This window comes from Pseudohalioglobus sediminis (assembly GCF_008370495.1).
Classification (GTDB): Bacteria; Pseudomonadota; Gammaproteobacteria; order Pseudomonadales; family Halieaceae; genus Halioglobus.
Genome location: NZ_VTUX01000003.1, coordinates 36,247 through 61,153, shown reverse-complemented (window position 1 = coordinate 61,153; position 24,907 = coordinate 36,247). Strand labels below are relative to the sequence as shown.

Genomic DNA, 24,907 nt, shown 5'->3' with positions numbered 1-24,907 from the left:
CGTTTGAAATATGCGGTTTTTCGCTGATAGTAACTAACTATGTGTGTCACTCCGTCTTTTTCGCTGAGCCAACTTTTTGCCCTCGTTGTGATCGCGTTGCTGCCAGTCCTTGGCCATGCCCAGTGGTTGCAGGATACCCGCGCACTCATGGGCACCGAGATCACCGTGGAACTCATGGAACCCGGGGCAGGAGAGGGAGAGGCCCTCCTGGAGGCGGTTTTTACCGAGTTTCACCGGCTTGACCTGATGATGAATCCCTGGAATGAAGAAAGTGTGCTGGCCAGGGTCAACCGGGACGCGTTTGCAGGTCCGGTGAGCGTGCCTGCGGAGATGGTGGCAGTGCTCGAGCGCGCGCTGTACTACTCTCGGCTCAGTGGTGGTGCTTTTGACGTCAGTTTTGCCGCCGCATCGCAGTACTACGACTTCCGGCGCGGCCGAACGCCCTCGAAAGCTGAACGCGAGGAGGGCGTGCGCGCGATAGACTATCGGTCAGTGGAACTGGATACGCAGGCCGCCACTGTACGCTTCCTGCGTCCGGGGATGGCGCTGGATTTCGGAGGTATCGCCAAGGGCTTCGCGGTGGATCGGGGTATAGATATATTGCGGGCCGCGGGCGTCGAAGCGGCTGTGGTCAGTGCCGGGGGCGATAGCCGCATGCTGGGTGATCTGGGCGAGCGCCCGCGTATGGTAGGCATACGCCACCCGCGGCAGCAAGACGATTACGTCGCCATCATCCCGCTCAGCAACACGGCAATATCCACTTCCGGAGATTACGAGCGTTACTTTGAGCGCGATGGCGTGCGCTATCACCACATTCTCGATCCGGCGACTGGTGATTCAGCCCGTGCTGTGCTGAGCGCCAGTATCATCGCTGCACAGGCCATCGACAGCGATGCCCTGTCCACCACCGTTTTCGTCCTCGGCGTGGAGCGTGGCCTGGCGCTGGTGAACCGGCTCCCGGGCGTGGACGCGATCATCGTAGACGGCCAGGGTCGCTTGCATTACTCCGCGGAGTTGTTGCTCAGTACCAAAGAGTGAACAGGATCTTGTATACGTCGGCGTCAAAGCTGTAGTTCGGTTCGTCTCCAGGCAGGAAACCTTCCTCCGTCAGGTCGCTGAAATTGTCGTAGTCGAAAGCGATGCGATCATATTGCAGACTGATGCCGGCTTTATAGGCATACCGCCAGCTCAGCGGTCTTTGATAACTCAGGTAAAATGACAGGGTCTGGTCGCTGAATTCGCTCATCTCCTTGTCCCTGGCCCGGTAATCCTTCTCATCCTGCGACGGGAACAGGAACAGGTCCTGGTAAAAGTCGGCCTGGCCCTGGCTGTACCAGCGGTACTGGAAGTCCAGCGTCCAGTGTTCGTACAGGACATGGGTGTAGCTAACCAGGATTGTATGCGCATCAATACCCCAGTCGTCGGTGAAAAAACGGTACTGGCCACCGACAGCAGCTTCCCAGGGCAGACGGTAGCGCAGTTGCAGGGAGGCGGCATCGGAGGTGCGTGTGCTGGGGTAGACCTCGCGGGCGAACTGGAAGCCTGCTGCGGGGTCCAGCGGGTCGCTGAGGTAACGATAGCTGCGATAGGGATTATTCAAATAGCCCTCATCTGTAATCAACTCGTAGTTGGCGGCCAGTAGTAAGCGGGGTGTCACTATCTGGCTGATGCCAACGCGAAAACTGTGCCGGTCGATTTCTTCCTCAAAGTCGTCGTTGCCGTTCTGTGATACGTCATCCTGGCCAAGTGCGTAGCCGAAACTGAGCGTGGTCAGGTCGCCGAAAAAGTCCTGGCTCACTCCGAGGCTGTAGGTGCTGGCCTGGTAGTCACTCTCATCGCTATAGGTGACACCCGCGCTGAGTATGGACTTGCCGTACAGGTAATCACCGGCTAGTGAATACTCCGTGCGTTCTTCACTGTATTTGCTCGCGCCCGAAGTGATGACATCGATTGAGGCGCTACTGATGTTGTCGACGTAGTAGTTGCCACTGAGCGAGACCGTCTCCTTGAAATTCTTCCTCACCAGCAGCGACGGTCCATCGACAGTCACGCCGCCACCATCGTAGCGGTGGTACATGGCATCGGCCCGCTCTTCGGGCAGGGTTGCCGCGTTGGCTTGCTGTGCTGAAGAAAGCGCGCTGGCGAGCAGCAACAGGCTCGCCCGCAGCAGTACAGCACGACGCTGGTTAGTTGCAGCCACAACCCACCCCCGCGCCGCCCTCGGCGCCCCGGGCGCCTTCGCGCGCCTGGTAAACGTGTCTGGTGTAGGCGCCCGCCACAGGATCGCGGTCGAAACGCATGATGGCTTCTGCCATGTGCTGACGCTCGTAGGGCTTGACCCAGGGCTCCACGGCGCAGCCGGCAGTCACCAGTAGCAGGGGCGGCAGCCACAATAGACGCGCGCGTTTCATGTTCTACTCCTTGACCAACTGTCGGACCTGTTGCTCATAAAGCGCTTCATAGCCAGGCTTGTAACCCTTGTGGGTGTAGCGGATGTCGCCACCGCGATCCACCAGTACGGTCACCGGCATGGCATCCACATCGTAGAGTTCGCTGACAGTGTTTTCGTCATCGAAAAGGATAGGGAAGTTCACGCCAAGATCGCGCAGCACACGTTCGGCGCTGGCGCGATCCTGCTCAACATTGATACCCAGCACGGTAAAGCCGAGATGTCGATATCTTTGCTGTAATGCAGCCAGTTCCGGCATTTCCTGTCGGCAGGGCCCACACCAGGAAGCCCAGAAGTTAATCAGCACGACTTCGCCGCGCAATTCGCTGAGACGGATATTTTCACCGTTTGCGCTTTTCAGTGTGAAGTTCGCTGCATCACCCTGGTCGGAAAGTGCATTGGCCATCGGTGCCAGCGATAGCATCAAACTCAAAAACAGGTCTCTTATTACGCCCATGTTCGTCGCTCCCCGTACTCAGAAGAAAAAGGTGACGCCTGTTGACCACTCGACGTTGTGGGTGGTCTCGTCTTCACCGAAGCTGTCCCTGTCGAAGATGTGATCACGCACATCCAGGCGCCATGCGATCCAGTCGTTAACCAGCAGGCGGTAGCCGATGCCGAACGTTGCCGTGAACCAGGTATCGCCGAGAAAATCCGTTGCGCCTACGCCGCCCAACAGATACAGGTCCGATTTGAACGCGCGATTCTCGGAGAAATAGATTTCTCCCGGTAACAGGTTCCAGCCCACGTTGAGGTTATAGAAGTTGTAGTCGCGTTCGCTGTCCTTGAATAAGGGCGCACCGCCGCTGATCTTCTCGTAGCTGGTGAGGTCGACTTCAGCCGCACCGAGATTGGCTTCAAAAAACCAGTTCTCGGACAGGTGCCATGCGCCGCGCACACCGTAAACCGGCTCGCTGGCGAAATCGTCGATACTGATCATGCCGACAAAAAATCCCAGTTCGAAATTTTCCGTATCGATGTCAGGGGTGATGATTTCCCTGCGTTCAACTTCGGGCTCGATCACCTGCACCACGTCCTGTGCCGTGGCACCTGCTGCCAGCAGCGCGGCTGCGATGCCTAGTAAAAAGCGCTTATGCCGATTTTCCATTCTCCTGCCTCCTCGTCGTCATCACGGTCGGTCATGACCACGTAGTGTTTGTATTGCAGGCGCAGCAGCAGCCGGCCTGTCAGATAGATGCGTAGCCCGGCACCGACACTGGCGACGCCGTCCGTGCGGTCATCGGTATCGACCAGGGTTGATCGCGGATTGGTCTGCCTGGCGCCACCGCCCAGGGTGAAAAACGGTGAGTAGCGCGATTGCGGGAACATCTGGTGGACGACGCTCGCGCTGAGCATCCTGCCGTCGGAAAAATCCCCATAGTTTTCGGTATAGTCCGCCTCCAGCGCCAGGTTCGGCGTGAACTGGTAGCCAGCGTAGGCGCTGATGGCATCGGTCTTGTCGAGTGATCCCAGCATAAAGCCGAATTCCCAGCCCCGGTTGGCGAACGATTCCCGGTCGGGGCTGTGCAAGCCGAGCGGGCTGCCACTGGCGTCCACGGTGCGGCCGATGTCGTTCACGTGCACCCAGCCCTCGATATCGCGATGGTTACGTACCTTGATCCAGTCGGTACGCCGCTTGAGCAGCTCGATGGTTTCGCCCCGTTCCGCGACGTAGAAAACCGGGTAATTACGCCCCGGGTGTGTGCGCATCTCGATGTAGGCCTCGACGACGCGACTGTTCGCCGCTTCCTCGCCCCCGGCCCAGGCGGGCAGTGCGGCGCTCATTGCGCCCAGTATCAGCAGAAATGACAGTGCGGGGCCCATGGTTCAGTCCTGCAGTCGGCTGTCGAAGGGGTTATTGAAAAACTGCGCGCCGATATCCAGCCACTCCGAGATCAGGTTGAGTTCCGCCTCGCTGAGTAAACCGGAGTGATTCACCGTGTTGCGGGTTGCCGGCACCGGCTCGCCATCTTCCACGCAGTTGTCCGGCAGCGGCGGCGCGTCGGCACGGCCGCAGGAACCGCCCTCGAAGCAGTTGAAGAAGCCAGTGCTGGCATTGGCTGATCCGGCTCGCATGGTCGCGGCGACGCTCACCGACTGCGTAGTGACCACGCTATTGCCGTCTGCATCGATACTGGTGCAGGTGCGCAGGCGATCGGCTACCGCGCCACCGCCATCCAGCCATTGCTCGTTGTCGTTGCTGAGCAACTCCCGGTAAGAGACAGGGTGATTCGGCTCGATATCGGAAGGTGCTGCTGTCAGGTCCAGTTGTCCTGCGGGCAGGGGCATGTCCACGGTACTGGCATGGCAGCTGACACAACGCTCATGCAGCACCCCTGCGGCGTCGGCCACGGGCGTCCGGGTGCGCTCCCAGATCGGCTGGATATGATCGGGGTAATTGATGACGCTACGTGGTGCCTGCGTCGCGTCGAAGCCGCGTGCGAGAATTGATCGTTCGGGAGGAATGTCTGTCCACGCTGCATCATAGAAGCGATCCGCAATGGTCGCTTCCGGGCTGAACCGCGACGCGCTCCAGCGGTCGGTATATGCCGGGGCTGTATTCAGTTCGCGAGCCGCGGCAGCGGGGTTTGCAGACGGCATGTGAAAATCCCAGGTTTCAGCCATGGTGGCGCCGGCCTCTGGGGCGAACAGCAGGTCAGTATTCGTGGCCGGGAAGCCGATGCTGCCGCCGCTGACTGCACGGGCGCCGGGGTTCGCAGAAGGAGCTTGTGAGTCGGGTAGCCCATGGGGAAGCCCGCTGCCGTGATCGTGGCAGCCCGCGCACTGCCTGGTCTCGCCGGGTGCAAGTTGCAGCCAGAAATTGTGACGCGCGCCGATACGTCGACCGCGCTGATCCAGTATGTCGAAACTGAAAGGGCGGTCCGCGGGCAGTATCACGGTAACTGAGCCATCGGGCTCTACCGGCACATAACCCAGTATCTCGCGGAAGCCGAAGCCGCCGGAGACGCCAACTGCGTAGTTGGGTATGGCATAGACATCAGGGTCGGGCAGCGGCACAGGGGTCACCAGGCGCAGGAAGCGAGCCGGACGCTGCCTGAAGGCATCGGTGCCCGGGCGCGCGTGATTGGCGATGCCCTGCGGCGAGGTGTCGGTACCATCGATGTCGTAGACACTGCCGATGAGCAGTTGTCCGAGGCCCTGCAGGGCCAGATCTGCGCTGTAGTTTGCCTCCAGCCCCCGGACATCGGGGAAGTCGCGATTTTCGGCTGTGATTACCTCGCTGATCCAGAAACCCTCACGCGCCAGCACCACGGGTTTTTGCGTGTCCGCCGCCGGGTCGTAAACCCAGGCGCCATACAGCGGCGGTGCGAGACGTGTGTTCCCTGTTTGCAGGCTGCAGGGGGCGAGGTCGCCTGCTGCGGGAGTGTCACCCGGCGCCAGGATCACGGCTTCGTCTACCACGCGGCATTCACTCCAGGTAACCAGTAGTCGCCCGGTACCGTCACGGAGCGGGTAAACACTGCCGTACTGCCCGCCTGGGGACAACTGCTGGTCGCTGCGTACCGCCGTCTCGGTCAGGGACTCCTGGGCGCCTTCGGCGGCCCCGCGGTTCTGCCACAGCGGCTGGTCGTTGTCGGCGAAGTTGGCACTGTCGATCAGCACGATTTCACCACCCAGGCTTTCCGCGGCGACATCGCGAACTACGCTGGCCAGGCGACCGTCATCGAGCTCGCGTGCCTGCGTAAACACGATGCGAGCACCCTCTGTACCGGCGTTCTGGCTGTGGAAGCCATATACCGGTGCCAGTCGCGCACCTGAGGGCGCGATGCGAAACAGGCTGATATGGTCACTTATGGTGTTATTCCAGCGGCTGAACAATATATCCCCGTCGGCCAGCACGGTTGGATCAAGATCGTGACTGAGATTGAAGGAGATTTGCTGCAGCTCTTCGCCGCGAGATCGTGGATCGTAGATATGCAGCACCGCGGCGGGGCTGCGCCTGTCCTCGTCCAGGGCCGAAAATATTTGCGCGCGTCCTTCATTCAGCTGTCTCGCCTGGCTGGCGATCTGGCGCGTGGAACTGAACACAATGCGGTCATCCGGCAGGAAGTGGGGAGCAATATCCTGCGCACCGCCGCTCTCCATACCCTCGTTGCGCTGAATGCGCGATGGCATGACATAGCTGACCTGCTGTGTTTCCACGTCCAGCTGCCACAGGTTCCATGTGCTGGCGTCGAGATTGGCAGCGACAGGTTCGGGAACGACCCTGGCGGCGAAAACGATGGTCTTGCCGTCAAAGGCGCTTTCCAGTCCCTTGATGTCGACGGCCAGTTCCGCAGCCTTGGTGTCGAGTTCCTCTGCCACGATGGACCTGATCTGGCGGGTCATGTCGATGTTTTCTGCGGTCGGTGACGCGCGCTCGCGAAGAATCAGTTCCGCACCCGGGTTGAAGGCCAGCGGGTCGCGCAGGTCCGGTGGCTCATCGGGAATGGGTCGGCGAACAAAGGCAATGGGGATTTCCAGGACGACCGGATCCTCGTCCTGGTCGCCGGATGCCAGGGTGACGCCACCACCGCCACCGCCACCACCACCGCAGGCAACCAGGCAACACAGTGCCATTCCCGTCACCAGCAGGTGGCGGGCGCAGCGGTGCAGCGGGTAATACAGCGTGATGGGATAGATAGTCGACTACTCCGGCGTCTCATATGCTGCGCCAGCTTTGCAAAACGCGTGGAAGCGCGGCAAGTGAAAACCGGCGAAATCTGGAGGTTTTGGAATTCTCATCTTTTCTGCGGTTTTTACTTGTTTGCGCGCAGGCGGTCTGCAAAGTTGGGACAAAGCGGTACAAGCCGAAAGGCTATAGATGGCTAACATTAATCGACAATTTTTGCAGTTTCTGGCGCTTACCCTGCTGATGACCACGGCACTTCCCGGTGTGACGGATGAGTTGCACCAGGCACGGCGTATGCATGACCGTCTGACGGGCGTGCCTCCCAGCGACGCCATGCTCGACGCCATGGCCGAGGCGATCCGTAGCGGTGATCCCGTCATGGCAGCGCGTTTTGCGATGGACGGTGCACCGGCCGTTGCGGCGAACGGACACTTTTACACAACAGTGGTCAAGAACTGGTCCACACCATGGACCAATGAAGCGCAGGACGCCTTTGCGCCGCTGAATGATTACTCGGCAACGGTGATTGGCTTCGTGCGCGATGAACTGGACTTCCGCGACATCCTCAGCGCCGACCTGATGTACGTGGGGCAGGGTGCGGGCCTGCCCGCATACAGTAACAGCAACAATGACCACTACGTGGCGCTGGAAAACGCCGGCAGCAATCTCGGTGATGCCAACGTATTGCTGCGCCGTGCGCAGAGCACCGTTACCGGCCTGCCGGCAGAAGCCGTAGCCGGTGTGCTTACCAGCCGGGCCTCGGCGCGGGCCTTCTTCGTCGATGGCACCAACCGGGCGATGTTGCGTTTCACCCTGCTCAATCACTGGTGCATGGATCTTGAACAACTCAAGGACGGGACACGTCCTACGGATCGCATTCGCCAGGATATATCGCGGAGTCCCGGCGGTGACAGCCGCCTGTTCCTGAATTCCTGCGTTGACTGCCACGCGGGTATGGACCCGCTGGCACAGGCCTTTGCCTACTATGACTTTCCTTACCCCGGTGAAGATGAGCTGCCGGGCCTGGAACTTGAACAGCGCAAGGACCGCGGCCAGATTGACTACGCGTCCGGTGTGGTACAGGGAAAGTACCTGATAAATGCGGCCAGCTTTCCCACCGGTTACGTCACCCCCAACGACCATTGGACCAACTACTGGCGCCTCGGCGACAACACCGGGCGCATCGGCTGGCGCCTGCCAGCAGACAACAGCGGAACGGTGGACCTGGCACGTAATCCGGCCTATGCCGAAGGTGATGGCGCAGCATCGCTGGGCCGGGAACTGGCGCATACCGAGGCATTCGCCCACTGCCAGGTGAAAAAAGTCTTTCGCACGATCTGTGCCCGTGATCCACAGCCAGCCGATTCCGGCACTGTCAGCAGTGTAGTTTCGGACTTCCATAGCGGTGGCAATGTGAAACAGGTGTTTGCACAGGTGGCGGCCTATTGCGCCGCGCACCTGTAGGAGCCTTGCCATGAAACTGCTGCACATGACGCTGTACCTGACCCTGGCCACACTTGGCGCCTGCAGCGGCGGCAGCGGAGGCGGCGGCAGTGAACGCCAGGTGGTGCCCGGCCAGGATCCCGGCTCCAGCGACTTTGTTTATTCCGGGCCACCTCCGGCGAGCGAGGAAATCCAGCAGTTCAAGCTCAACTTCTATGACCCACTCGCGGGCAACGATCGCTGCGGCGAGTGCCATACCCCGGGTGGGCAGGGCAAGACGGCCTTTGTGAATCAGGATAATGTCAACGAGGCCTGGCAGGCCGCGCGCAGTGTGGTCAACCTGAATGAGGCATCGGCGTCTGCCGTGGTGACCCGGGTCGCCCAGGGGCATAACTGCTGGCTGGCGCCGGGACAGGAACAAACCTGCGCCACCACCATTACCGGGTACATCGAGCGCTGGGCGTCGGAGGCGGTGGCTTCCACGGCCACGGTGCAACTTTCACCGCGGCGTATCCTGCGCCCCGGTGATACGCGCCGGGTGCCGGAAACTTTTGCCGAGGCGGAATCCCTGGGCGTGGCGCTTAGCGCGCCCGGGGAAGTGCTGGGGCTGCTGCGACAGCACTGTGCCGGCTGCCATACCGGCACGGCCCCGGTGCCCCAGGTGCCGTATTTTGCCAGTGACGATGATGACCAGGCCTATGCTGCCCTGCGTGGCCGCGTCAATCTCACCCTGCCTGGCGAGTCCCGCGTGGTGTTGCGCCTGGATCCGGAGTCACACAACTGCTGGAGTGATTGTGCCAGTGACGCGGCAGCCATGCGTGACGCGGTGCAACGCTTTGCCGATAACGTGGAGCAAACTGGGGTCAACCCCGAACTGCTGGTAAGCCTGGCCCAGGTGTTGGAGGAGGATGGCATCGTGGCAACCGCTGGTGGTCGCTACGAGTCTGATCTGGTGGCCAAGTGGGAGTTCCGCGAGGGCAGTGGCGCCACGGTTGCCGATACCAGCGGTGTGCGACCTGAAATACCGCTGACTCTGTCAGGTGATTTCAGCTGGATGGCCAGCTGGGGTATTCGCCTGGTTGATGGCAAGGCACAGGGCGGGGTAAACGGCAGCCGCAAGCTTTTCAACCAACTCACCGGTACCGGCGAGTACACCATAGAAGCCTGGGTAGCGCCGGCCAACGTCAGCCAGGAAGAGGCCTGGATTCTCGCTTACTCGGGCGGCCCCCAGAGCAGTAACCTGGTGTTGCGGCAGAGCCTTTACAATTACGAGGCGTTCAATCGCAGTTCTGTTACCGAGCAGAGCAGTGGCGGCGAGCCCGCGCTGGTTACTGACGATGACGCCGAGCTGGCGCAGGCCACCTTGCAGCATGTTGTTATAACCTATGATCCGCTGGCAGGGCGACGCCTGTATGTCAACGGGGTCTACACTGGCGACAGTGATCCCACGGGCGGTGGACTGCTCAATAACTGGAACGAATCCTTCACTGTGGTGCTGGGTAACAGTACCTCGGGCACCCAGCCCTGGGCGGGTGCCCTGCGCATGGCGGCGGTGCATAATCGGGCCCTGACACCCGGGCAGATCGTGCAGAACTACGAAGTCGGGGTAGGGCAGAAATACTATATGCTGTTCAGTGTTGCCGAACTGGTCGAAGGCGAAGCAAGCTGTCACGGCAGTAGCGGCGGGCAGCGGGTTAACTATTGCTACGTCGCTTTCGAGGTCAGCCAGTTTGATGACAGCAGCTACCTGTTCAACCAGCCCTTTTTTGTCAACCTGAATCCCGAGGGCGGCGATTTCGACTTTGATATTCGCGGCATACGCGTTGGTATCAACGGCCGCATAGCACCCATCGGGCAGGCTTTCGTCAACGTCAACCAGCGCGTCAACAGTGGCCGGCTGGGCGAGAGCGGCGTACCACTTTCTGCCGTTGGCACCATCCTGCCACTGGAAAATGGCGCCGCCTACGATACGTTTTTCCTCGCCTTTGATGCCGTTGGCGGCGAACGCGGCCTCGTCAACGATGGTCTGGAAGAAGCGTTTGCGGCCTCTTTGACCGGCGCTGACGAAGCCGATGTCGCCATGCGCACCTTTGACGAGATCAACGCCACCCTTTCGGTGCTGACCGGTGTTTCCATGGGCAGTGGGGCGGTCAGCCCGGTGACCGGCAAGACTGTCGCCGAGACCTTCACTGCGGTGCGCCGCGCGCTGCCCGGTGTGGCACAGTTCAACGCCTTCATGTCATCTCACCAGATGGCGGCCACCCAGCTGGCAGCGGCCTACTGCGACGCGCTGGTTCAGGATGCAGGGCTGCGCCGACAGGTGTTCCCTGCGCGTTTCGACTTCGATGCCCCGGTGGCTTCCCCGGCAATCAACTGGCGCGGCGATATTGTTGCGCCACTTGTCGACAGGGCGGCGAACCGGGGCCTGCTTGCTGAAGACGACCGGCAGCGCATCATTGATGAGGTGGAACTGCTTATCACCGACGACCGTGATTTGAAGCCCTACGTGTTGATCAATGGCCGCTGGGTGTCAGACCCGGACCCGGCCGCGCACACCAAACGTGATGGATTGATTTACTGCGAGAACGATCAGCCCTGCCCACCTTCGCGCACGGCTGATGTGGTCAAGGCGGCCTGCACTGCGGTCTATGGTAGTGCCTTGACGATGATTAAATAGGGGAACAGCAGATGGCCAGGCGCTACCGATTTTTCAAGCCCGATGAGGCATTGCGGCACCCGGACCACCACCGGCCCATCAGCCGCCGGGAGTTGCTGGCGCAGGGATTTCGCGCCGGGGGTGCGACCTTGCTCGGCACTTCATTGTACGGGTTGCTGGGGCAGCGTGCGCAGGCCATCTCACCTGACCTGCTCGACCCCGCGCGCACGCCATTCACTAGCTGCGATCTCGGCGCCGTGTCGGGGCGCAAAATACCGTTTATCTGTTTTGACCTCGCCGGGGGCGCCAACATAGCGGGCTCCAACGTGATAGTAGGTGGACCCGGCGGGCAGCGGGATGCACTCAGCACCGCGGGCTACGGGCGGCTCGGTTTGCCGCCGGATATTCTGCCTTTCGGTAACAATCCCAACGCCGTTTCAGGTGAGTTCACTGACGATACGCTAGGGCTGCTGTTCCACTCTGAGAGCGCCATGTTGCGTGGCATCGTCGACAAGGCCACCGGCATGCGTGGGTTTGTAAACGGGGCAGTGATACCCGGTCGTTCGGAAAACGATACCGGGAACAACCCGCACAACCCCATGTATGGCATCTACCGCGCGGGCCTGCGCGGGCAAATCCTGCAGCTTATCGGCTCCGAGAACAGCGAGTCGGGCGGTAACTCCATGGCGCCGGCGATGCTGATAGATCCTGAAGTGCGACCCACCAAGGTGGATCGACCATCTGATGCCAGTGGTCTTGTCGATGTGGGTGACCTGAACCTGTTGCTGGACAATCCGGAAGATATTGTCGCGGTCATGGAGTCGATGAAACGGATCACCGATTACAAACTGCAACTGGTCAACACCGGATTACGCTCGCCGACAGATGAGGACAAGCGTCTCAAGGATCGGCTGAGTTGCGAGTACCTGCGCAGTGCCGACACCCTGGAGAAGTTTTCCAGCCCGGATGCGCTGGACCCGCGTATCGACGCGAATATCGTTGGCCAGGCGGGGATATTTTCCAGCGCTGAATTCGAGGCAGACCGCGAGTTCCAGAAAGCCGCCTCGGTGATGAAACTGGTCATCGATGGCATAGCCGGAGCCGGCACCATCGAAATGGGTGGTTACGACTATCACACCGGTGATCGCCGCACCGGAGAGGCGCGGGATTTTCGCGCCGGCCAGTGTATCGGTGCCTGCCTGGATTACGCGCGTCGCACTGCCACACCGCTGATGATCTACGTATTCAGCGACGGTTCGGTTTCCAGTGACGGCACCATAGAGCTTGTAAACGGCGTGGAGAAAGGCGTCTGGAGCGGTGACAACTCTTCTACCGCAGCCTCGTTCTTCCTGGTCTATGATCCGGCGGGCGCACCGCAACTGCTCGATAGTGCCGGAGATCCGATGCTGCACCAGCAGCTCGGCTGGATGCGCGCAGATGCATCGGTGGAGACCACGTCTACACCAGCTGCCAACAACGTTAACCTCAATGTGGAGACCATTATCCTCAACTATATGGCGCTGCATGGGGAACAGCACCTGTTTGCCGAGAGTGGGTTTTTCCCCGGCCACGGCCTCGGTAGCGTCATGGCGCGCGACCGACTGGTGGCCTTCCAGCCGCTGGCCAGCGTCAGCGGGGGCGTGCTGCAATGAAAACCCTCCTGCGCTATGTCGGCTCGCTGTTGCTGTGTTGCTGTGCCGCGCTGGCGGTAGCCGAGGAGGGCGGCAACCTGAGTGCGCAGGTGGAAGACATCAAGCGCCAGACCCTGGAACTGAATCGGGACCTGTTCATACTCGAGGAGGAACTGCTGTTTCCCAGTGATACCCAGGTCGCTGTCTACCTGTCCATGCATGCGGGAACGCTGTTTGCGCTGGACGCGGTGAAACTCAGTATCGATGGCGTCGTGGTTGCCAACTATCTCTATACCGAACGCCAGGTGGATGCACTGCAACGCGGAGGCATTCATCGCCTGTTTCGGGGAAATATGAAAACCGGGACCCACGAGCTGGTCGCGGTGTTCACAGGCAGGGGCCCACAAGGTCGTGATTATCGCCGCGCGACGCAACTGCAGTTCGAGAAAATTGCCGGCGCCAGGCAGCTCGAACTGCTCATCACAGACTCACAGTCAAAACAGCAGCCTGAGTTCTCCGTCAGGCAGTGGTGATCCTGATGTCGCGCCACTGTGCCAAGCTCCTTTACCGTGTCCTGATGAAGTGGTACCTGCCCGCGATGCTGGCCGCGCCGGTTTTTGCCGCCAGCGCAGAGCCGGAACCGGGCGACGCAGTGCCGCCTACCGAACTGGCCTACGGTGTGGTGCTGTATGAGTATTTCCAGCAGCGCTATTTCGATGCCATGGTGGAACTGGGCGCTGCGCAACAGCGGGCACAGCTGCAAAACAGTGCCGGGGAGGCCGAACTGCTGCGTGGCGGTATGAGTCTCTCCTACGGCATGGAGCGGCAGGCACGCTCGATTTTTGACAATATCCTGGCACAGGCCGGCAGCGAGTCACACCGTGATCGAGCCTGGTTTTACCTCGGCAAGATGGACTGGCGTCGAGGCCGAATCGCTGACAGTGCCTCCGCGCTGGAACGTATAGACAAAGACTTCAGCGGTCCACTGGCGGATGAGGCGTATTACCTGCGCGCGTCGATGGCGTTGGGCAGTGGCGATCAACGCAGCGCCAGTGCGCTACTGCGCGCCGTGGCAGAGCCCTGTCCATTTAAACCCTATTTTTTTTACAACCTTGGTTCCTGGCTGGCAACGCAGGGTCAGTGGCGGGAAGCCGGCGACGCCTTCCGCAAGGTGGGCAATCTCGGTTGCGACGACGAGGAAGGCCTGGCACTGCGTGACAAGGCCTTCACGGCTGCCGGTTTCGCGGCTTTGGCAGATGACAATGCGCCGGCCGCTGCAGGGGACTTCACCGGCGTGCGCTTGCACGGTCCCGAGGCGGACCGGGCGCTGCTCGGCTACGGCTGGAGCCTGGCCAATGGCGAGCAATACCGGAAAGCGCTCGCCGCCTGGCAGGTGCTCAGCGAGAAGGCGGTCATGTCCGCGAGCGTGCGTGAGAGCCTGTTGGCAGTGCCCTACGCATTCGAGCAGCTGCAGCGCCCGGCAACAGCGCTCGAGCTTTATCAGCAGGCGGCAACGCGTTACGCAGACCAGCGTGAGAGCCTGGACGAGGCGATGTCGCTGTTGCGTGATGGCGACCTGCTGACGCTGTTTGGCCTGGACGCGGTGGCTGACCCGCAATGGCTCGGCGGAGAGGAGGCCCGACCGGCAGCGCCTTACGCCAATTACCTCAGTGCGCTGCTGAGCAGTGACACGGTACAGCTTTCACTGCGTGAGCTATACGATCTGCGCGATATACAAAGACGTCTGGTTGATGCCAGGGAGCGCCTTGCTGTGTTGCGCCAGGTCGATGATGAACAGTTGCGCAAGCGCGCCCGGGTGATCGAGGGCGGGTACGCGGAAGTGCTGGCTCAGCAAAGGCAAGGCCTGCAGCGAGAGGTTGCAGCCTTGCGCAGCCGCCTGGACGCGGCGGTCGAGAATAATGATGCGCGCGCGCTGGCGGCCCCGGAACAGGCTGCTCGCTGGCGACGCGTGCAACAGGCCGAAGCCAGGGCACGCCACCTCGGTGACACCGAGGCGCTGTCGCGGCTGCGGGTGATGCGAGGACTATTGCAGTGGGACGACAGCGAAGCCTTTGCCGAACGCCGCTGGAGCCTGCAGCAGCAGATGCGAGCATTGGAAGGGCACATGCGGGTAGCGCAGGCTGCCGATGAGGCCGTGCGCAACGCGGTTGTGATCAGCGCCAGGCCAGCTTTTGCGCAGCGTATTGCTGCTCTGCTTGAGCGCGTTGAGTTGCAGGAGCAGCAGCTTGTCGCGAGCCTGACTGCGGCCGAGTCACAGCTGCGCACGGTCGCGCTGGCACAGATGGGGTACCAGCGTGAGCAATTGGCAACGGTGGAGGGGCAGGCGTTGTTGGCCATAGCGAGGCTCTATGACAGTGCCAGCCCGGAGGTGCCGCGATGAGACCTCTGTCAATTTGCGTACTGTCTGCGGCCCTGGCCGGTTGCGGTGTGTTGCCCGAGCTGCCCGGCTTCGGCGGCTCGCAACGCGCTGCTGAACCCACCCTGGCTGATCTGCCGCCCCCGACGCTCACGCCAACTGCCGAGCAGGTGCCGGAGCGTTCCCTGGTCGATCTGGAGGCCGCTTACGGCGAAGTCCTGGCGGTAACCGGGGATCCGGCATTACAGTTGCAGGTAAGGCGCCGTCTTGCCGACCTGCGCATGCTGGCGGCTGAGGCAGAGCAAACCGACGCGGCAGCGGCTGGCCGCGCCTACGCAGATGCCATCGCCCAGTATCAGGCCTTGCTGCGCGACTATCCTGGCGTCGAGGGCAGTGACCAGTTGTTATACCAGCTGGCCAGGGCTCACGACCTGGAGGGGCGGGCCGACCGGGCGGTCGAGATTATGACCCAGCTCAGCGAGGATTACCCCGCTTCCGAGCACAGCCTTGAAGCAGAGTTCAGGAAAGCGGATGCCTGGTTCGCGGCAGCTGATTACGCCAATGCCGCGCAAGCTTACCGCAATGTGGCAGAGGGCGGTGCCAGCGGTGAGTACTACGTCAACAGCCTGTATATGCTGGGCTGGTCGCGCTACAAGCAGAACCGCGATGTTGATGCGATCGTAGGCTTCAGTCTTGCCCTCGATGCCCTGGTCTCCGCCGACAGCTCGTTGCAGGCGCTGCCGCGCGGAGACCGCGAAATAGCCCGCGACTGTTTCCGTGTGCTGGCGGTGATTTTTGACAGCCGCGGAGGCGGTGCCGCCATTGCGGAAACGTATGCGCAACTGGGTGAGCGCAGTTACCAACCACAGATTTATGATGCCCTCGGACGGCTGTACCTGCAGCAGGAACGTTACCAGGACAGCGCGCAAACCTATGTCGATTTTATAAACGCGTATCCGGATTCACCGCAGGCGCATGTGTTCCAGCAGAATGTTATCGAGGTTTACGAAGCGGCCGGCTTTGCGGAACAGGTCATCGCGGCAAAGCAGGCTTATGTTTCCCTTTACAGTGTGGATCAAGGTTACTGGCACGACGCCGATGACGCGTCGCGAGCAGTGATGGGTCCCAGGCTGATGCGCTACATCGACGAGCTGGCCCGGCATTATCATGCGCTGGCGCAGGTGGACGAGGCAGCGGACGCCGCCGTGCTGTACCAACAGGCCGCCAGTTACTACCAGTTGTACGTACAGAGTTTCCCCGACGAGCCCCAGGTTGCAGACATGTTGTTCCTGCTGGCCGAGTCCTACGAAGCACTCGGTGAATACGCTGCGGCGATTAGCGCTTACCAGCAGATGGCCTATGGTTATCCGTCGCATCCGGCGGCGCCTGAGGCTGCCTATGCGTCGATTCTCGCCTACAACGAGATGGCACCCAAGAGTGCAGACGAGCGCCTGGCAATGATCGACAACCAGTTGCGTTTCAGCCTGCAGTTCCGTTCTGACCCGCGGGCGCCGCTCGTCCTGGCGAATGCCGCGTCTGCACTGCTGGCAGCGGGGCTGCCCGAACGCGCTGTACAGGCGAGCCTCGAACTGGTCGCATGGGAGCCCGCGCCGGAGGTGGAGGTGTTGCAGACTGCCTGGCTGGTACAGGGGCAGGCAGCATTTGATGCCGCAGACTATGCGAGCGCAGAAAGTGCTTACCAAAGTGCCCTGGCGTTACTGCCGGAGGGGGACAGGCGTCGCACCGCCACGGGTGACAGGCTGGCAGCCAGCATCTATCGACAGGGCGAGGCAGCTGCAAGTGCCGGTGAATACGCCCTGGCAGCCGCGCACTTTGCCCGGGTTATAGATACTACTCCGGCGTCGTCCATCCGCCCGAACGCGCAGTTCGATGCCGCCAGCTACTATCGGCAGGCCGGCGATTATGCCCAGGCAAACGCACTGCTGCTCGATTTCAGGCAGCGCTATCCACAGCACGCCCTGACTGCTGGCATCGGTGCGCTGTTGGTGGAGCATTACGAAACCGCGGGGCAGTGGCGGCTGGCCGCCACCGAGCTGGATCGTATCAGCGCCAGTGAGAACGATCCGGCGACGCGCAGGGAGGCCCTGTACCTCGCGGCGGATTACTACCAGCGCAGCGGCGATACCGAGGCGGCCATTGCACGGTATCGCGAGTATGCACACAAGTGGATCACGCCGATGCCGCAGCGGATCGAAGCCATGCACGAGCTGGTTGAGCTCTATGCCGGGCAGCAGGATTTCGAGCGCCGCAATTACTGGCTTCTGGCGCAGGCGGATGCCCACGACGCGGGAGGCGGGGAGCAGTCTGAGCGCAGCCTTTATCTCGCTGCCTCCGCTATGAGCGCATTGGCTGACTGGCATTACCAGCGCTACCGGGCTGTCGCGCTGACAGAGCCACTGCAGGCGAGCCTGCGTCGCAAACGCCAGGCAATGGCCGACACCATCAAGGCTTACGAGCGCACCAATGCTTACGGCGTGCAGGAATTTGGCACCCGCGCGACCTACCGTCTCGGGCGCGTCTACAGACAGCTCGCAGAGGCACTGCTGGCCTCACCGCGGCCTGCAGGCCTGGATGCCCTGGCCCTGGAACAGTACGAGTTATTGCTTGAGGAGCAGGCATGGCCCTTTGAGGAGCAGGCGGTGGCCATCTTTGAGACCAACGCGCGCCGCGCCTGGCAGGGCCTTTACGACCCGTGGATAAAGCAGAGTTTTGAGCAGTTGGCAGAGCTGATGCCGGCACGTTGGGGCAAGCAGGAAGAACGCATTGTGATGAGCGGGGAAATCTACTGATGCTGCTGCGCACCTGCCATGTGGCCGCAATATCGGTGGCCCTGTTGCTGGGCGGATGTGCCGGTATGTCGGCCCCATTTACCGCGTCCACGGTGGATGCACCCTCCCTGCCAGAGCCTGTCCCCGAGAAAGCGCGTATTCGTTTTGAATTCGGCCTGGACGCTATGCAGGCAGGGCGTTGGGATGAAGCGTTATCACTGATGGAAAGCGTTTGGCAGGACTATCCTGAATTCTCCGGCCCGGCCCTGAACGCGGCGCTGGTGTATCAACAGCAACAGCAGCCGCAACTGGCTGAGGAGTGGTACCAGCGTGCGCTGGACGCCAACCCGGACAACGTGGACGCGCGCAATGCCTACGCGGTGTTCCTGCGTGAAACGGGGCGCTACCGCGAAGCCAGGGAGCAGTACGCTGCCGCCCTGGAGGTGGCGCCCGCCCATGCACTGACGCACTACAACCTCGGCATCCTCTGCGATATCTACCTGGGTGAAAAGACGGCTGCGCTGGATCACTTCTCCCAATACCAGCAACTCAGTGCGGTCGAAGATCGCCGGGTAAGTGCCTGGATAGCAGACCTGCAGCGCCAGGTCGGTCGCGACGGGCAGCCCGACGGGGGTGCCTCATGAAACGTCTGACGCTCGCCTGCCTGGCTTTTTCCCTGTCTTTGACGGGCCTCGCACAGCAACCCACGGTGCAGTTGGAGACGCGGATTACCGGCAACAGGGAACTGCCGCGGGTGACCTACATCCTGCCCTGGCGCCAGCCCGCCGAACCGGACCGCAACTGGCAACCTGCACAGGCGATCGCGGATGACCTGTTCGAGCCGCTGCGCAGGGACCAATACCGCAGGCAGCTTTACTACCGGGCAACACTGGTGGACCCCGGGCAAGAATCATTCTTTGGCAATAACAATTCTCAGGAAACGAGAGGGGACTAACATGGAAAGCTACGATGTGGTGGTGCGATTTTTCCAGAACGGCGGGCCATTTATGTATCCCATTGCGGTGGTGCTGGTGATTGGCCTGGCCATAGCGGTAGAACGTTGGCTGGTGCTCAGCACTGCGCGGGCGCGCAACCGCCGTGCGTTCGCCACGGCAATGGCACGGCTTGAGCAACAGGAGTACCGGGCGGTGGTGGAGGCGGGTGCCAAATCCAGTGTTCCGATCGCGCGCATCGTCGCGGCCGGCATCTCCCGCTATATCGGCAGTCGGCGCCGTGAGGACATTGAATCGGCCATGGAGGAGGGCGTCATGGAGGCCCTGCCGCGCCTGGAAAAACGCACCCAGTATTTGGCGACACTCGCCAACGTGGCGACCCTCCTGGGTCTACTGGGTACCATCATCGGCCTGATCGCGGCTTTTACTGCAGTGGCCAATGCGGAGGCCACTGAAAAGGCCAGTATGTTGTCCAGTTCGATCTCGGTCGCCATGAATACCACGGCTTTTGGCCTGATCTCCGCTATCCCGCTGCTGCTGCTGCACGCCGTGTTGCAAACCAAGACCACCGAAATTGTCGACAGTTTCGAGATGGCCAGCGTGAAGGTGGTCAATACACTGGCTGATGCCGGGGCGCTGCCAGCGAAGACCCGGACGTCTGATGGTTGAGCGCCACAGCAGGAGCTGATTGCCATGAGACGATTCAGGCGACCGCGGCCGCAGGAGGCCGAACTTGATATCACCGCGTTCATGAACCTGATGATAGTGCTGGTGCCGATCCTGCTGTTGGGTATGGTGTTCTCGCGTATCACCGTGATCGATGTGATGTTGCCGGAAGCTGCCAGCGGTGAAGCGGATGCACCGCCACAGCAGCTTGAGGTGATTATTCGCGACAGCGGCATGCGCGTGGACTATCCCAGTGGCATTCTGTTGAAGTCCATTCCGCTTGATGAGCAGGGCCAGCAGGACTTTGCGTTGCTGTCACTGGTGCTGCAGGAGGTGAAACGGCAGCTGGCTGAACAGGGTATAGAGAAACGTGACATCACGCTGCTGCCGGAAGCAGACGTGGACTACCAGACCATAGTCAGCGCGATGGATACGGTGCGCTCATTCAAGGCGTTGGTGGCTGTTTCAGTGGTTGATGCGGCGCTGTTCCCGGATATATCTTTTGGCGCCGCGCCTGTCATCGAAGCGGGGACGCGGGGATGAGTAGCCTGAGAGCGCGGCGCATGGCGCGTAATCATCGCCGCCTGCAGCAACCCGCGCGACTGAACCTGGTGGCGTTGATGGACATTTTTACCATCCTGGTGCTGTTCCTGATGGTGAACAACGGCGACGTCGAAATTTTACAGGCCGACAAGAACATTACCTTGCCAGAATCCGTGGCCAGTCAGCGCCCGGAAGAGTCGCTCACCATCAAGGTCAGTCCCCAGTCCATTCTCGTGCAGGGGCAGCCGGTATTGTCGGTGACTGATGCCCTGGCGAGCGAAGGCGGTCCGCTGCTCGCACTGGGTGCTGAGCTGCAGCGACAGGCAGCACGCAGCGGTCCGCTGGCGGAAGCACAGCAGGCGCGGGGCCGCAGTGTCATCATCATGGGTGATGAGACCATGCCCTACCAACTGCTGCAGCGCATTATGTCTACCTGTGCCAGCGAGGATTACCGCGACATTTCACTGGCGGTTAACAGCATTTCTGCGCCTGAATCGGCACACACGGAAGCGGCGGGGGCAGAGTCTTGAGTACTGGCGTAAGCATGGCCTCGCCTTCCCTGTTATTGCCCTGGGAATCCAGTGCCGCTGAGGATGCGCTGTTTCGTCGCATTTACCGCGGCATGTTGCTGGCCCTGCTGGTGCTGGCTGTTGCCGTGCCGCTGCTGCCGGTGGCAGAGCTGACGCGTGAAGCGGCGGAGGAGGTCCCCGCGCACCTGGCAAGGGTATTGCTGGAGAAGCAGGCGCTGCCGGAGCCGGAACCGGTTGTGCCCGAACCACGGGAAGTTCCGCCTCCGGAGCCTGAACCGCCGCCAGTCGAGGCCAGGCCTGTCGAGCAAGCCCAGCCGGTGGTCAATCGACTGGAACAGGCCAGAAGCCAGGCGCAATCAGCCGGGGTGCTGGCGTTTCAGGACGACCTCATGGATATGCGCGACAGTGTCGATGTGCAGCAACTCAACCAGACCCAGAGCAGTCGTGGGGCCAGCGCAGCGGCACAGGTAGAGCGGTCCCTGATCACGGCTGACACTGGCAGCAGCGGCGGCATCGCCACGTCTGACCTGAGCCGCGACGCCGGCGGTCCGGCCCTGTCAGCCCGTGAGGCGACGCGGGTAGAAAGCAATATCAACGCCGGCACCGGTACCGGCGCTACGCCGTCGCAGCAGTCCGCCCAGACCCTGGCTGGCAGGAGCGACCAGTCCATCCGTCGGGTCATGGATCGCAACAAGGGGGCGTTGTTCGCCGTGTACAACCGCGCTTTACGCAAGGACCCGCTGCTGGAAGGCAAGGTTGTGTTCGAGATGCTGATCGAACCCTCCGGCGAAATTTCCGAGTTGCGACTGATATCATCGGACCTGGAGGATGATGCGCTCACGCAGAAGATCCTGGCCCGGATCAGGATGATTCGCTTCGATTCAGCGCAGGTACAACCCACCAGAGTGAACTATTCCTTCGATTTCCTGCCATATGGCTAGGCGCGCTGCCTGGCTGATCGGCACAGGCAGCTGAAATTGGCGGTCGCGGCCAGCTTTCTGGCGTGAACAGCCATGCACCAGACAGCGCTTTTCCCGCATCCTCATGGTTGCAAAGAAACCCAGACAGGCACTTAACGCTAATGCGAGAAGTCATCGGTATGTTCATGATTATCCTGATATTTACGGGGCTGCTTGGCTTCGGTATCTGGATCTTCGACAGCGTTATCGGGGGAGCTGCCCTGATGGCTGTGGCCGGCCTGAGCTGGTTTGTCTGGGTGCTCAACCGGGCAATGCAGAGCGAGGACAGGGTGGTCGCGCCGACGCCGGTCGAGGCCAGCAAGCCCCGGCCAACTCGCGCACAGGGGCGCTGAAACCGCGGGTATTCCCGCATCCTCGTAGTGAGCGATTAGTGTCTTCGCCATCCAGCTGCTATGCTGTGACATCCTTGTTCTGAACAAGTAAAGAGGTGTCGCCCAGTGATAGCACGCGTTGTTGCGGTCGGTCTGCTGACTTTCTATCTTTCCCCCAGCGCGCTGGCGGCACCGCCAGACGCACTTGCTGCCCAACTGGGCAGCGGCAAGTCTCTCTACAACGACAGGTGCTCGCAGTGTCACGCGATGACGTTGCGAGGCTCTGCACATGGCACAGCCCTGCGCGGGTCAGCCTTCATGGATCGTTGGGGTGATCGTGACTCCACCGCCTTACTGCGCTTCAACCAGGTCAATATGCCACCCGGCGAAAGCAGCGGCCTGAGTGAGGCGCAGCACCTGTCCATAGTGGCCTATGTGCTGGCTGAGAACGGTCTTCCGCTTCGCGGCCTGCTGTCCGCGGAAGCGCCGTTGTCAATCGCCAGCGGCGAGCCGGTAAAGCTGGATCCGGGCCAGGCCATGGAGAGTTGGGGCTCCGCCGATACCATTGATACCGCCGCGCGCAGCAAGTCCGGCTTTACCAATACCGCTTTGGCATCATTCCAGACGGTCACCGAGGCCGAACTGGAGAAGCCGCAGCCCGGCGACTGGCTGAGTTGGCGGCGCACGCGGGACGGCTGGGGCTACAGCCCCCTCGACCAGGTCAACAGTGGCAATGTCAGCGAACTTACCCTGGTGTGGTCCCTGGCCATGGCCGACGGCAGTAACCAGGTCACCCCGTTGGTGCACGATGGCATCATGTATCTCACTCACCCGGGCAATAAAGTCCAGGCCGTCGCCGCCGACACCGGCAGCGTGATTTGGGAATACCAGTACCAGTTTCCACCTGAAGCGCGCACGCTCGGCGGCCCGGTGCGCAATATCGCGCTGTACGGCGACAAGATTTTCCTGGCTACCTACGACGCCGCTATCGTTGCCATCGACGCGCGCACCGGTGAGCAGGTGTGGCGAACGCCCAAGGCGGATTACCGGCAGGCCTATACCCACACCGCGGGACCTGTCGTCGGCGGTGGTGTGGTGCTGAGCGGCATTAATGGTTGTGAACTGTATACCGAAGACGGCTGTTTCATCACCGGCCACGATCCCGATACCGGCGAGGAACTGTGGCGTACTTCCACGATCGCCCTGCCGGGCACCCCCGGCGACGACACCTGGGCCGGCCTGCCCCCTGAACTGCGGGCAGGCGCGGACAGCTGGATAGCGGGCAGTTACGACGCCGAGCTGGATCTCTTTTTCATCGGCACGTCACAGGCCAAACCCTGGGTGGCAGCGAGTCGGGGTATGTCCGCACGGGATGCGGCCCTGTACACCAATTCAACCCTGGCGCTACGCCCGCAAACCGGCGAGATCGTCTGGCACTTCCAGCACGTGCCGGGTGAAACCATCGACATGGAAGTAGGCTTCGAGCGCGTCTTGATCGAGCAGGGCGGCAGCAAGCGCTTGTATACCATCGGCAAAGACGGCCTGCTCTGGCAACTGGATGCCAGGACCGGCAAATTTATCGACCTGGCCGAGACCCAGGCACAGAATATTTACGCCGATATCGATCGTGACACCGGGCGTGTGCGCTATCGCGACGACATACTCGAGGCCGGCATCGGCGATACCATTCAGGCATGCCCCGGCATCTACGGAGGCCATAACTGGCAGGCTACAGCCTATAGTCCGGAAACGCGCTCGCTCATCATCCCCTTGCACCAGTTGTGCTCCGACCTGGTAGGGCGCAAGGTGGATATGGAACTGGGTGCCGGCGGGTACGGGGGCGATTCGCGCACCTATGAGATGCCGGGCGTAGATGGCAAGCTGGGCAGGCTCGCGGCGTGGGATGTTGGCACCCTTAAGGAAAAGTGGAGTGTCGAACAGCGGGCCATGTTCCTCACCGGCGTGCTGACCACAGGCGGTGGGCTGGCGTTTATTGGCGACGTCGACAGGTATTTCACCGCCTTTGATGTGCGCAATGGCAAAAGACTTTGGCGCACACGTCTTGCCGCGCCGCTGCACGGTTACCCTGTCACCTACAGCGTTAATGGCAGGCAGTACATCGCGGTACCGACAGGCATCGGTGTGTTCAGGGCATTGACTGCCACGGTCCTGCCCGAAATCTACCAGCCCACCAACGGCCAGGCGCTGTACGTTTTCGCGCTGCCGGAGTCGTAGCGGCAGCAGGCGCACCGGGGCTCGCCTGCGGGCAGGATTTCGTCACCGGGCAGGGCGACAGCAGTTGACTTGAAAACGCTTTGCATTTAACTTGCTTGTTCAAAACAAGATAATGAAACCCGGCAGGTGCGACAGTTGAGGTCGCCCCCGCCAACACCGCAAAGTTCCGGGTATTGCTTATGGCGCAGAGTCAAAAGGCAGTGGAGCAGTTACTGGTTCGTCTAGACGAGCTGGAGAGTCGTATTGCCATCAGGGATCTTGCGTCGGATTACTGTCACGGTTTCGACAAGCGCGACTACGACCGTTTCCTGGCCATCTGGTGGCCTGACTGTACCTGGAATATCGGCCCTCCTTTCGGCAGCTTTGAAGGGCACGAGGGTATTCACACTGCAGTGCACGAGGTGCTCTGGCCAGCCTGGCAGGAGTCACACCACCTCACCACCAACCACGTTATTCAGTTCGGGGGCGCAGACAGCGCCACCGCCATCTGCGACGTCGATTGCGTTGGTACGCTCGTTGGGGAAGAGGTCTGCCAGATCGTTGGCGCCACCTACCGGGATACGCTGCAGCGCCGCGAAGGTATATGGAAGATCCTCGAGCGCGGCGTGACCATTCACTATTTTAATCCGGTACCCGGCACCCGCCTGGTGCCGCCAGCAACCTCATGAGGCATCGCAAGTAGCACAACACCCATTAACTATTACAAGAGTG

General features: G+C 61.3%; 22 protein-coding genes. 16 read left to right on the top strand and 6 right to left on the bottom strand.

The window, feature by feature from the left end; genetic code table 11:
- The first annotated feature begins 39 nt into the window (after positions 1–39).
- A complete protein-coding gene (locus tag F0M18_RS06905; RefSeq protein ID WP_149610690.1) occupies positions 40–1,038 on the top strand; it encodes an FAD:protein FMN transferase in 999 nt (332 codons plus the stop codon).
- Here the strand turns inward: F0M18_RS06905 and F0M18_RS06900 are convergent.
- From F0M18_RS06900 to F0M18_RS06875, 6 genes are read right to left on the bottom strand one after another with little or no spacing between them, the layout of a single operon-like run.
- The gene (locus tag F0M18_RS06900) at positions 1,022–2,200 is read right to left on the bottom strand and encodes a DUF3570 domain-containing protein (protein WP_262500864.1); all 1,179 of its coding nucleotides are present in this window, start codon (positions 2,198–2,200) and stop codon (positions 1,022–1,024) included. The genes F0M18_RS06905 and F0M18_RS06900 overlap by 17 nt on opposite strands.
- On the bottom strand, positions 2,187–2,411 hold the full coding sequence (locus F0M18_RS06895; RefSeq protein ID WP_149610689.1) for a DUF4266 domain-containing protein: 225 nt from the start codon (positions 2,409–2,411) through the stop codon (positions 2,187–2,189). Before F0M18_RS06895 ends, F0M18_RS06900 begins: the two co-directional genes overlap by 14 nt.
- 3 nt (positions 2,412–2,414) lie before the next feature.
- A complete protein-coding gene (locus F0M18_RS06890; RefSeq protein ID WP_149610688.1) occupies positions 2,415–2,906 on the bottom strand; it encodes a TlpA disulfide reductase family protein in 492 nt (163 codons plus the stop codon).
- Positions 2,907–2,924: 18 nt separating this feature from the next.
- On the bottom strand, positions 2,925–3,557 hold the full coding sequence (locus F0M18_RS06885) for an outer membrane beta-barrel domain-containing protein (RefSeq protein WP_149610687.1): 633 nt from the start codon (positions 3,555–3,557) through the stop codon (positions 2,925–2,927).
- On the bottom strand, positions 3,527–4,273 hold the full coding sequence (locus F0M18_RS06880) for an SH3 domain-containing protein (protein WP_149610686.1): 747 nt from the start codon (positions 4,271–4,273) through the stop codon (positions 3,527–3,529). The genes F0M18_RS06885 and F0M18_RS06880 overlap by 31 nt, the downstream gene beginning before the upstream one ends.
- Positions 4,274–4,276: 3 nt before the next feature.
- Positions 4,277–7,030 (bottom strand): HzsA-related protein, encoded by a 2,754-nt coding sequence (locus F0M18_RS06875; RefSeq protein WP_149610685.1) that lies wholly within the window; start codon positions 7,028–7,030, stop codon positions 4,277–4,279.
- Between the two features lie 244 nt (positions 7,031–7,274).
- Here F0M18_RS06875 and F0M18_RS06870 point away from each other — a divergent pair, with 244 nt between their 5' ends.
- The 15 genes from F0M18_RS06870 to F0M18_RS06800 all read left to right on the top strand — a co-directional run bounded on the left by F0M18_RS06870 (position 7,275) and on the right by F0M18_RS06800 (position 24,864).
- Positions 7,275–8,546 (top strand): hypothetical protein, encoded by a 1,272-nt coding sequence (locus F0M18_RS06870; protein ID WP_262500863.1) that lies wholly within the window; start codon positions 7,275–7,277, stop codon positions 8,544–8,546.
- A 10-nt stretch (positions 8,547–8,556) separates the two neighbouring features.
- Entirely contained in the window at positions 8,557–11,202 is a 2,646-nt protein-coding gene (locus tag F0M18_RS06865; RefSeq protein ID WP_149610684.1) for a LamG domain-containing protein, read from the top strand.
- Positions 11,203–11,213: 11 nt separating this feature from the next.
- Positions 11,214–12,833 (top strand): general secretion pathway protein GspF, encoded by a 1,620-nt coding sequence (locus F0M18_RS06860; RefSeq protein ID WP_149610683.1) that lies wholly within the window; start codon positions 11,214–11,216, stop codon positions 12,831–12,833.
- Positions 12,830–13,345 (top strand): AraC family transcriptional regulator, encoded by a 516-nt coding sequence (locus tag F0M18_RS06855; RefSeq protein WP_149610682.1) that lies wholly within the window; start codon positions 12,830–12,832, stop codon positions 13,343–13,345. Before F0M18_RS06860 ends, F0M18_RS06855 begins: the two co-directional genes overlap by 4 nt.
- A 5-nt stretch (positions 13,346–13,350) precedes the next feature.
- Positions 13,351–15,213: a coiled-coil domain-containing protein gene (locus tag F0M18_RS06850; protein WP_149610681.1), complete on the top strand. Its 1,863-nt coding sequence runs from the start codon at positions 13,351–13,353 to the stop codon at positions 15,211–15,213.
- A complete protein-coding gene (locus F0M18_RS06845; protein WP_149610680.1) occupies positions 15,210–17,999 on the top strand; it encodes a tetratricopeptide repeat protein in 2,790 nt (929 codons plus the stop codon). The genes F0M18_RS06850 and F0M18_RS06845 overlap by 4 nt, the downstream gene beginning before the upstream one ends.
- Positions 17,999–18,622: a tetratricopeptide repeat protein gene (locus F0M18_RS06840; protein WP_149610679.1), complete on the top strand. Its 624-nt coding sequence runs from the start codon at positions 17,999–18,001 to the stop codon at positions 18,620–18,622. Before F0M18_RS06845 ends, F0M18_RS06840 begins: the two co-directional genes overlap by 1 nt.
- Positions 18,619–18,933 carry a hypothetical protein gene (locus tag F0M18_RS06835; RefSeq protein ID WP_149610678.1) on the top strand — a complete coding sequence of 105 codons (315 nt, stop codon included), beginning with the start codon at positions 18,619–18,621 and terminating at the stop codon, positions 18,931–18,933. Before F0M18_RS06840 ends, F0M18_RS06835 begins: the two co-directional genes overlap by 4 nt.
- A 1-nt stretch (position 18,934) precedes the next feature.
- On the top strand, positions 18,935–19,600 hold the full coding sequence (locus F0M18_RS06830) for a MotA/TolQ/ExbB proton channel family protein (protein WP_149610677.1): 666 nt from the start codon (positions 18,935–18,937) through the stop codon (positions 19,598–19,600).
- A gap of 24 nt (positions 19,601–19,624) precedes the next feature.
- A complete protein-coding gene (locus F0M18_RS06825; RefSeq protein WP_149610676.1) occupies positions 19,625–20,140 on the top strand; it encodes an ExbD/TolR family protein in 516 nt (171 codons plus the stop codon).
- Positions 20,137–20,670 (top strand): ExbD/TolR family protein, encoded by a 534-nt coding sequence (locus F0M18_RS06820; RefSeq protein ID WP_262500862.1) that lies wholly within the window; start codon positions 20,137–20,139, stop codon positions 20,668–20,670. The genes F0M18_RS06825 and F0M18_RS06820 overlap by 4 nt, the downstream gene beginning before the upstream one ends.
- A complete protein-coding gene (locus tag F0M18_RS06815; RefSeq protein ID WP_149610675.1) occupies positions 20,667–21,611 on the top strand; it encodes an AgmX/PglI C-terminal domain-containing protein in 945 nt (314 codons plus the stop codon). Before F0M18_RS06820 ends, F0M18_RS06815 begins: the two co-directional genes overlap by 4 nt.
- Positions 21,612–21,751: 140 nt before the next feature.
- Positions 21,752–21,982: a hypothetical protein gene (locus F0M18_RS06810; RefSeq protein ID WP_149610674.1), complete on the top strand. Its 231-nt coding sequence runs from the start codon at positions 21,752–21,754 to the stop codon at positions 21,980–21,982.
- Positions 21,983–22,087: 105 nt separating this feature from the next.
- Positions 22,088–24,196 (top strand): outer membrane protein assembly factor BamB family protein, encoded by a 2,109-nt coding sequence (locus F0M18_RS06805; RefSeq protein WP_149610673.1) that lies wholly within the window; start codon positions 22,088–22,090, stop codon positions 24,194–24,196.
- 179 nt (positions 24,197–24,375) lie between these two features.
- Positions 24,376–24,864, top strand: a complete 489-nt coding sequence (locus tag F0M18_RS06800) for a nuclear transport factor 2 family protein (protein WP_149610672.1) — start codon at positions 24,376–24,378, stop codon at positions 24,862–24,864.
- The last annotated feature ends 43 nt before the right edge of the window (positions 24,865–24,907 follow it).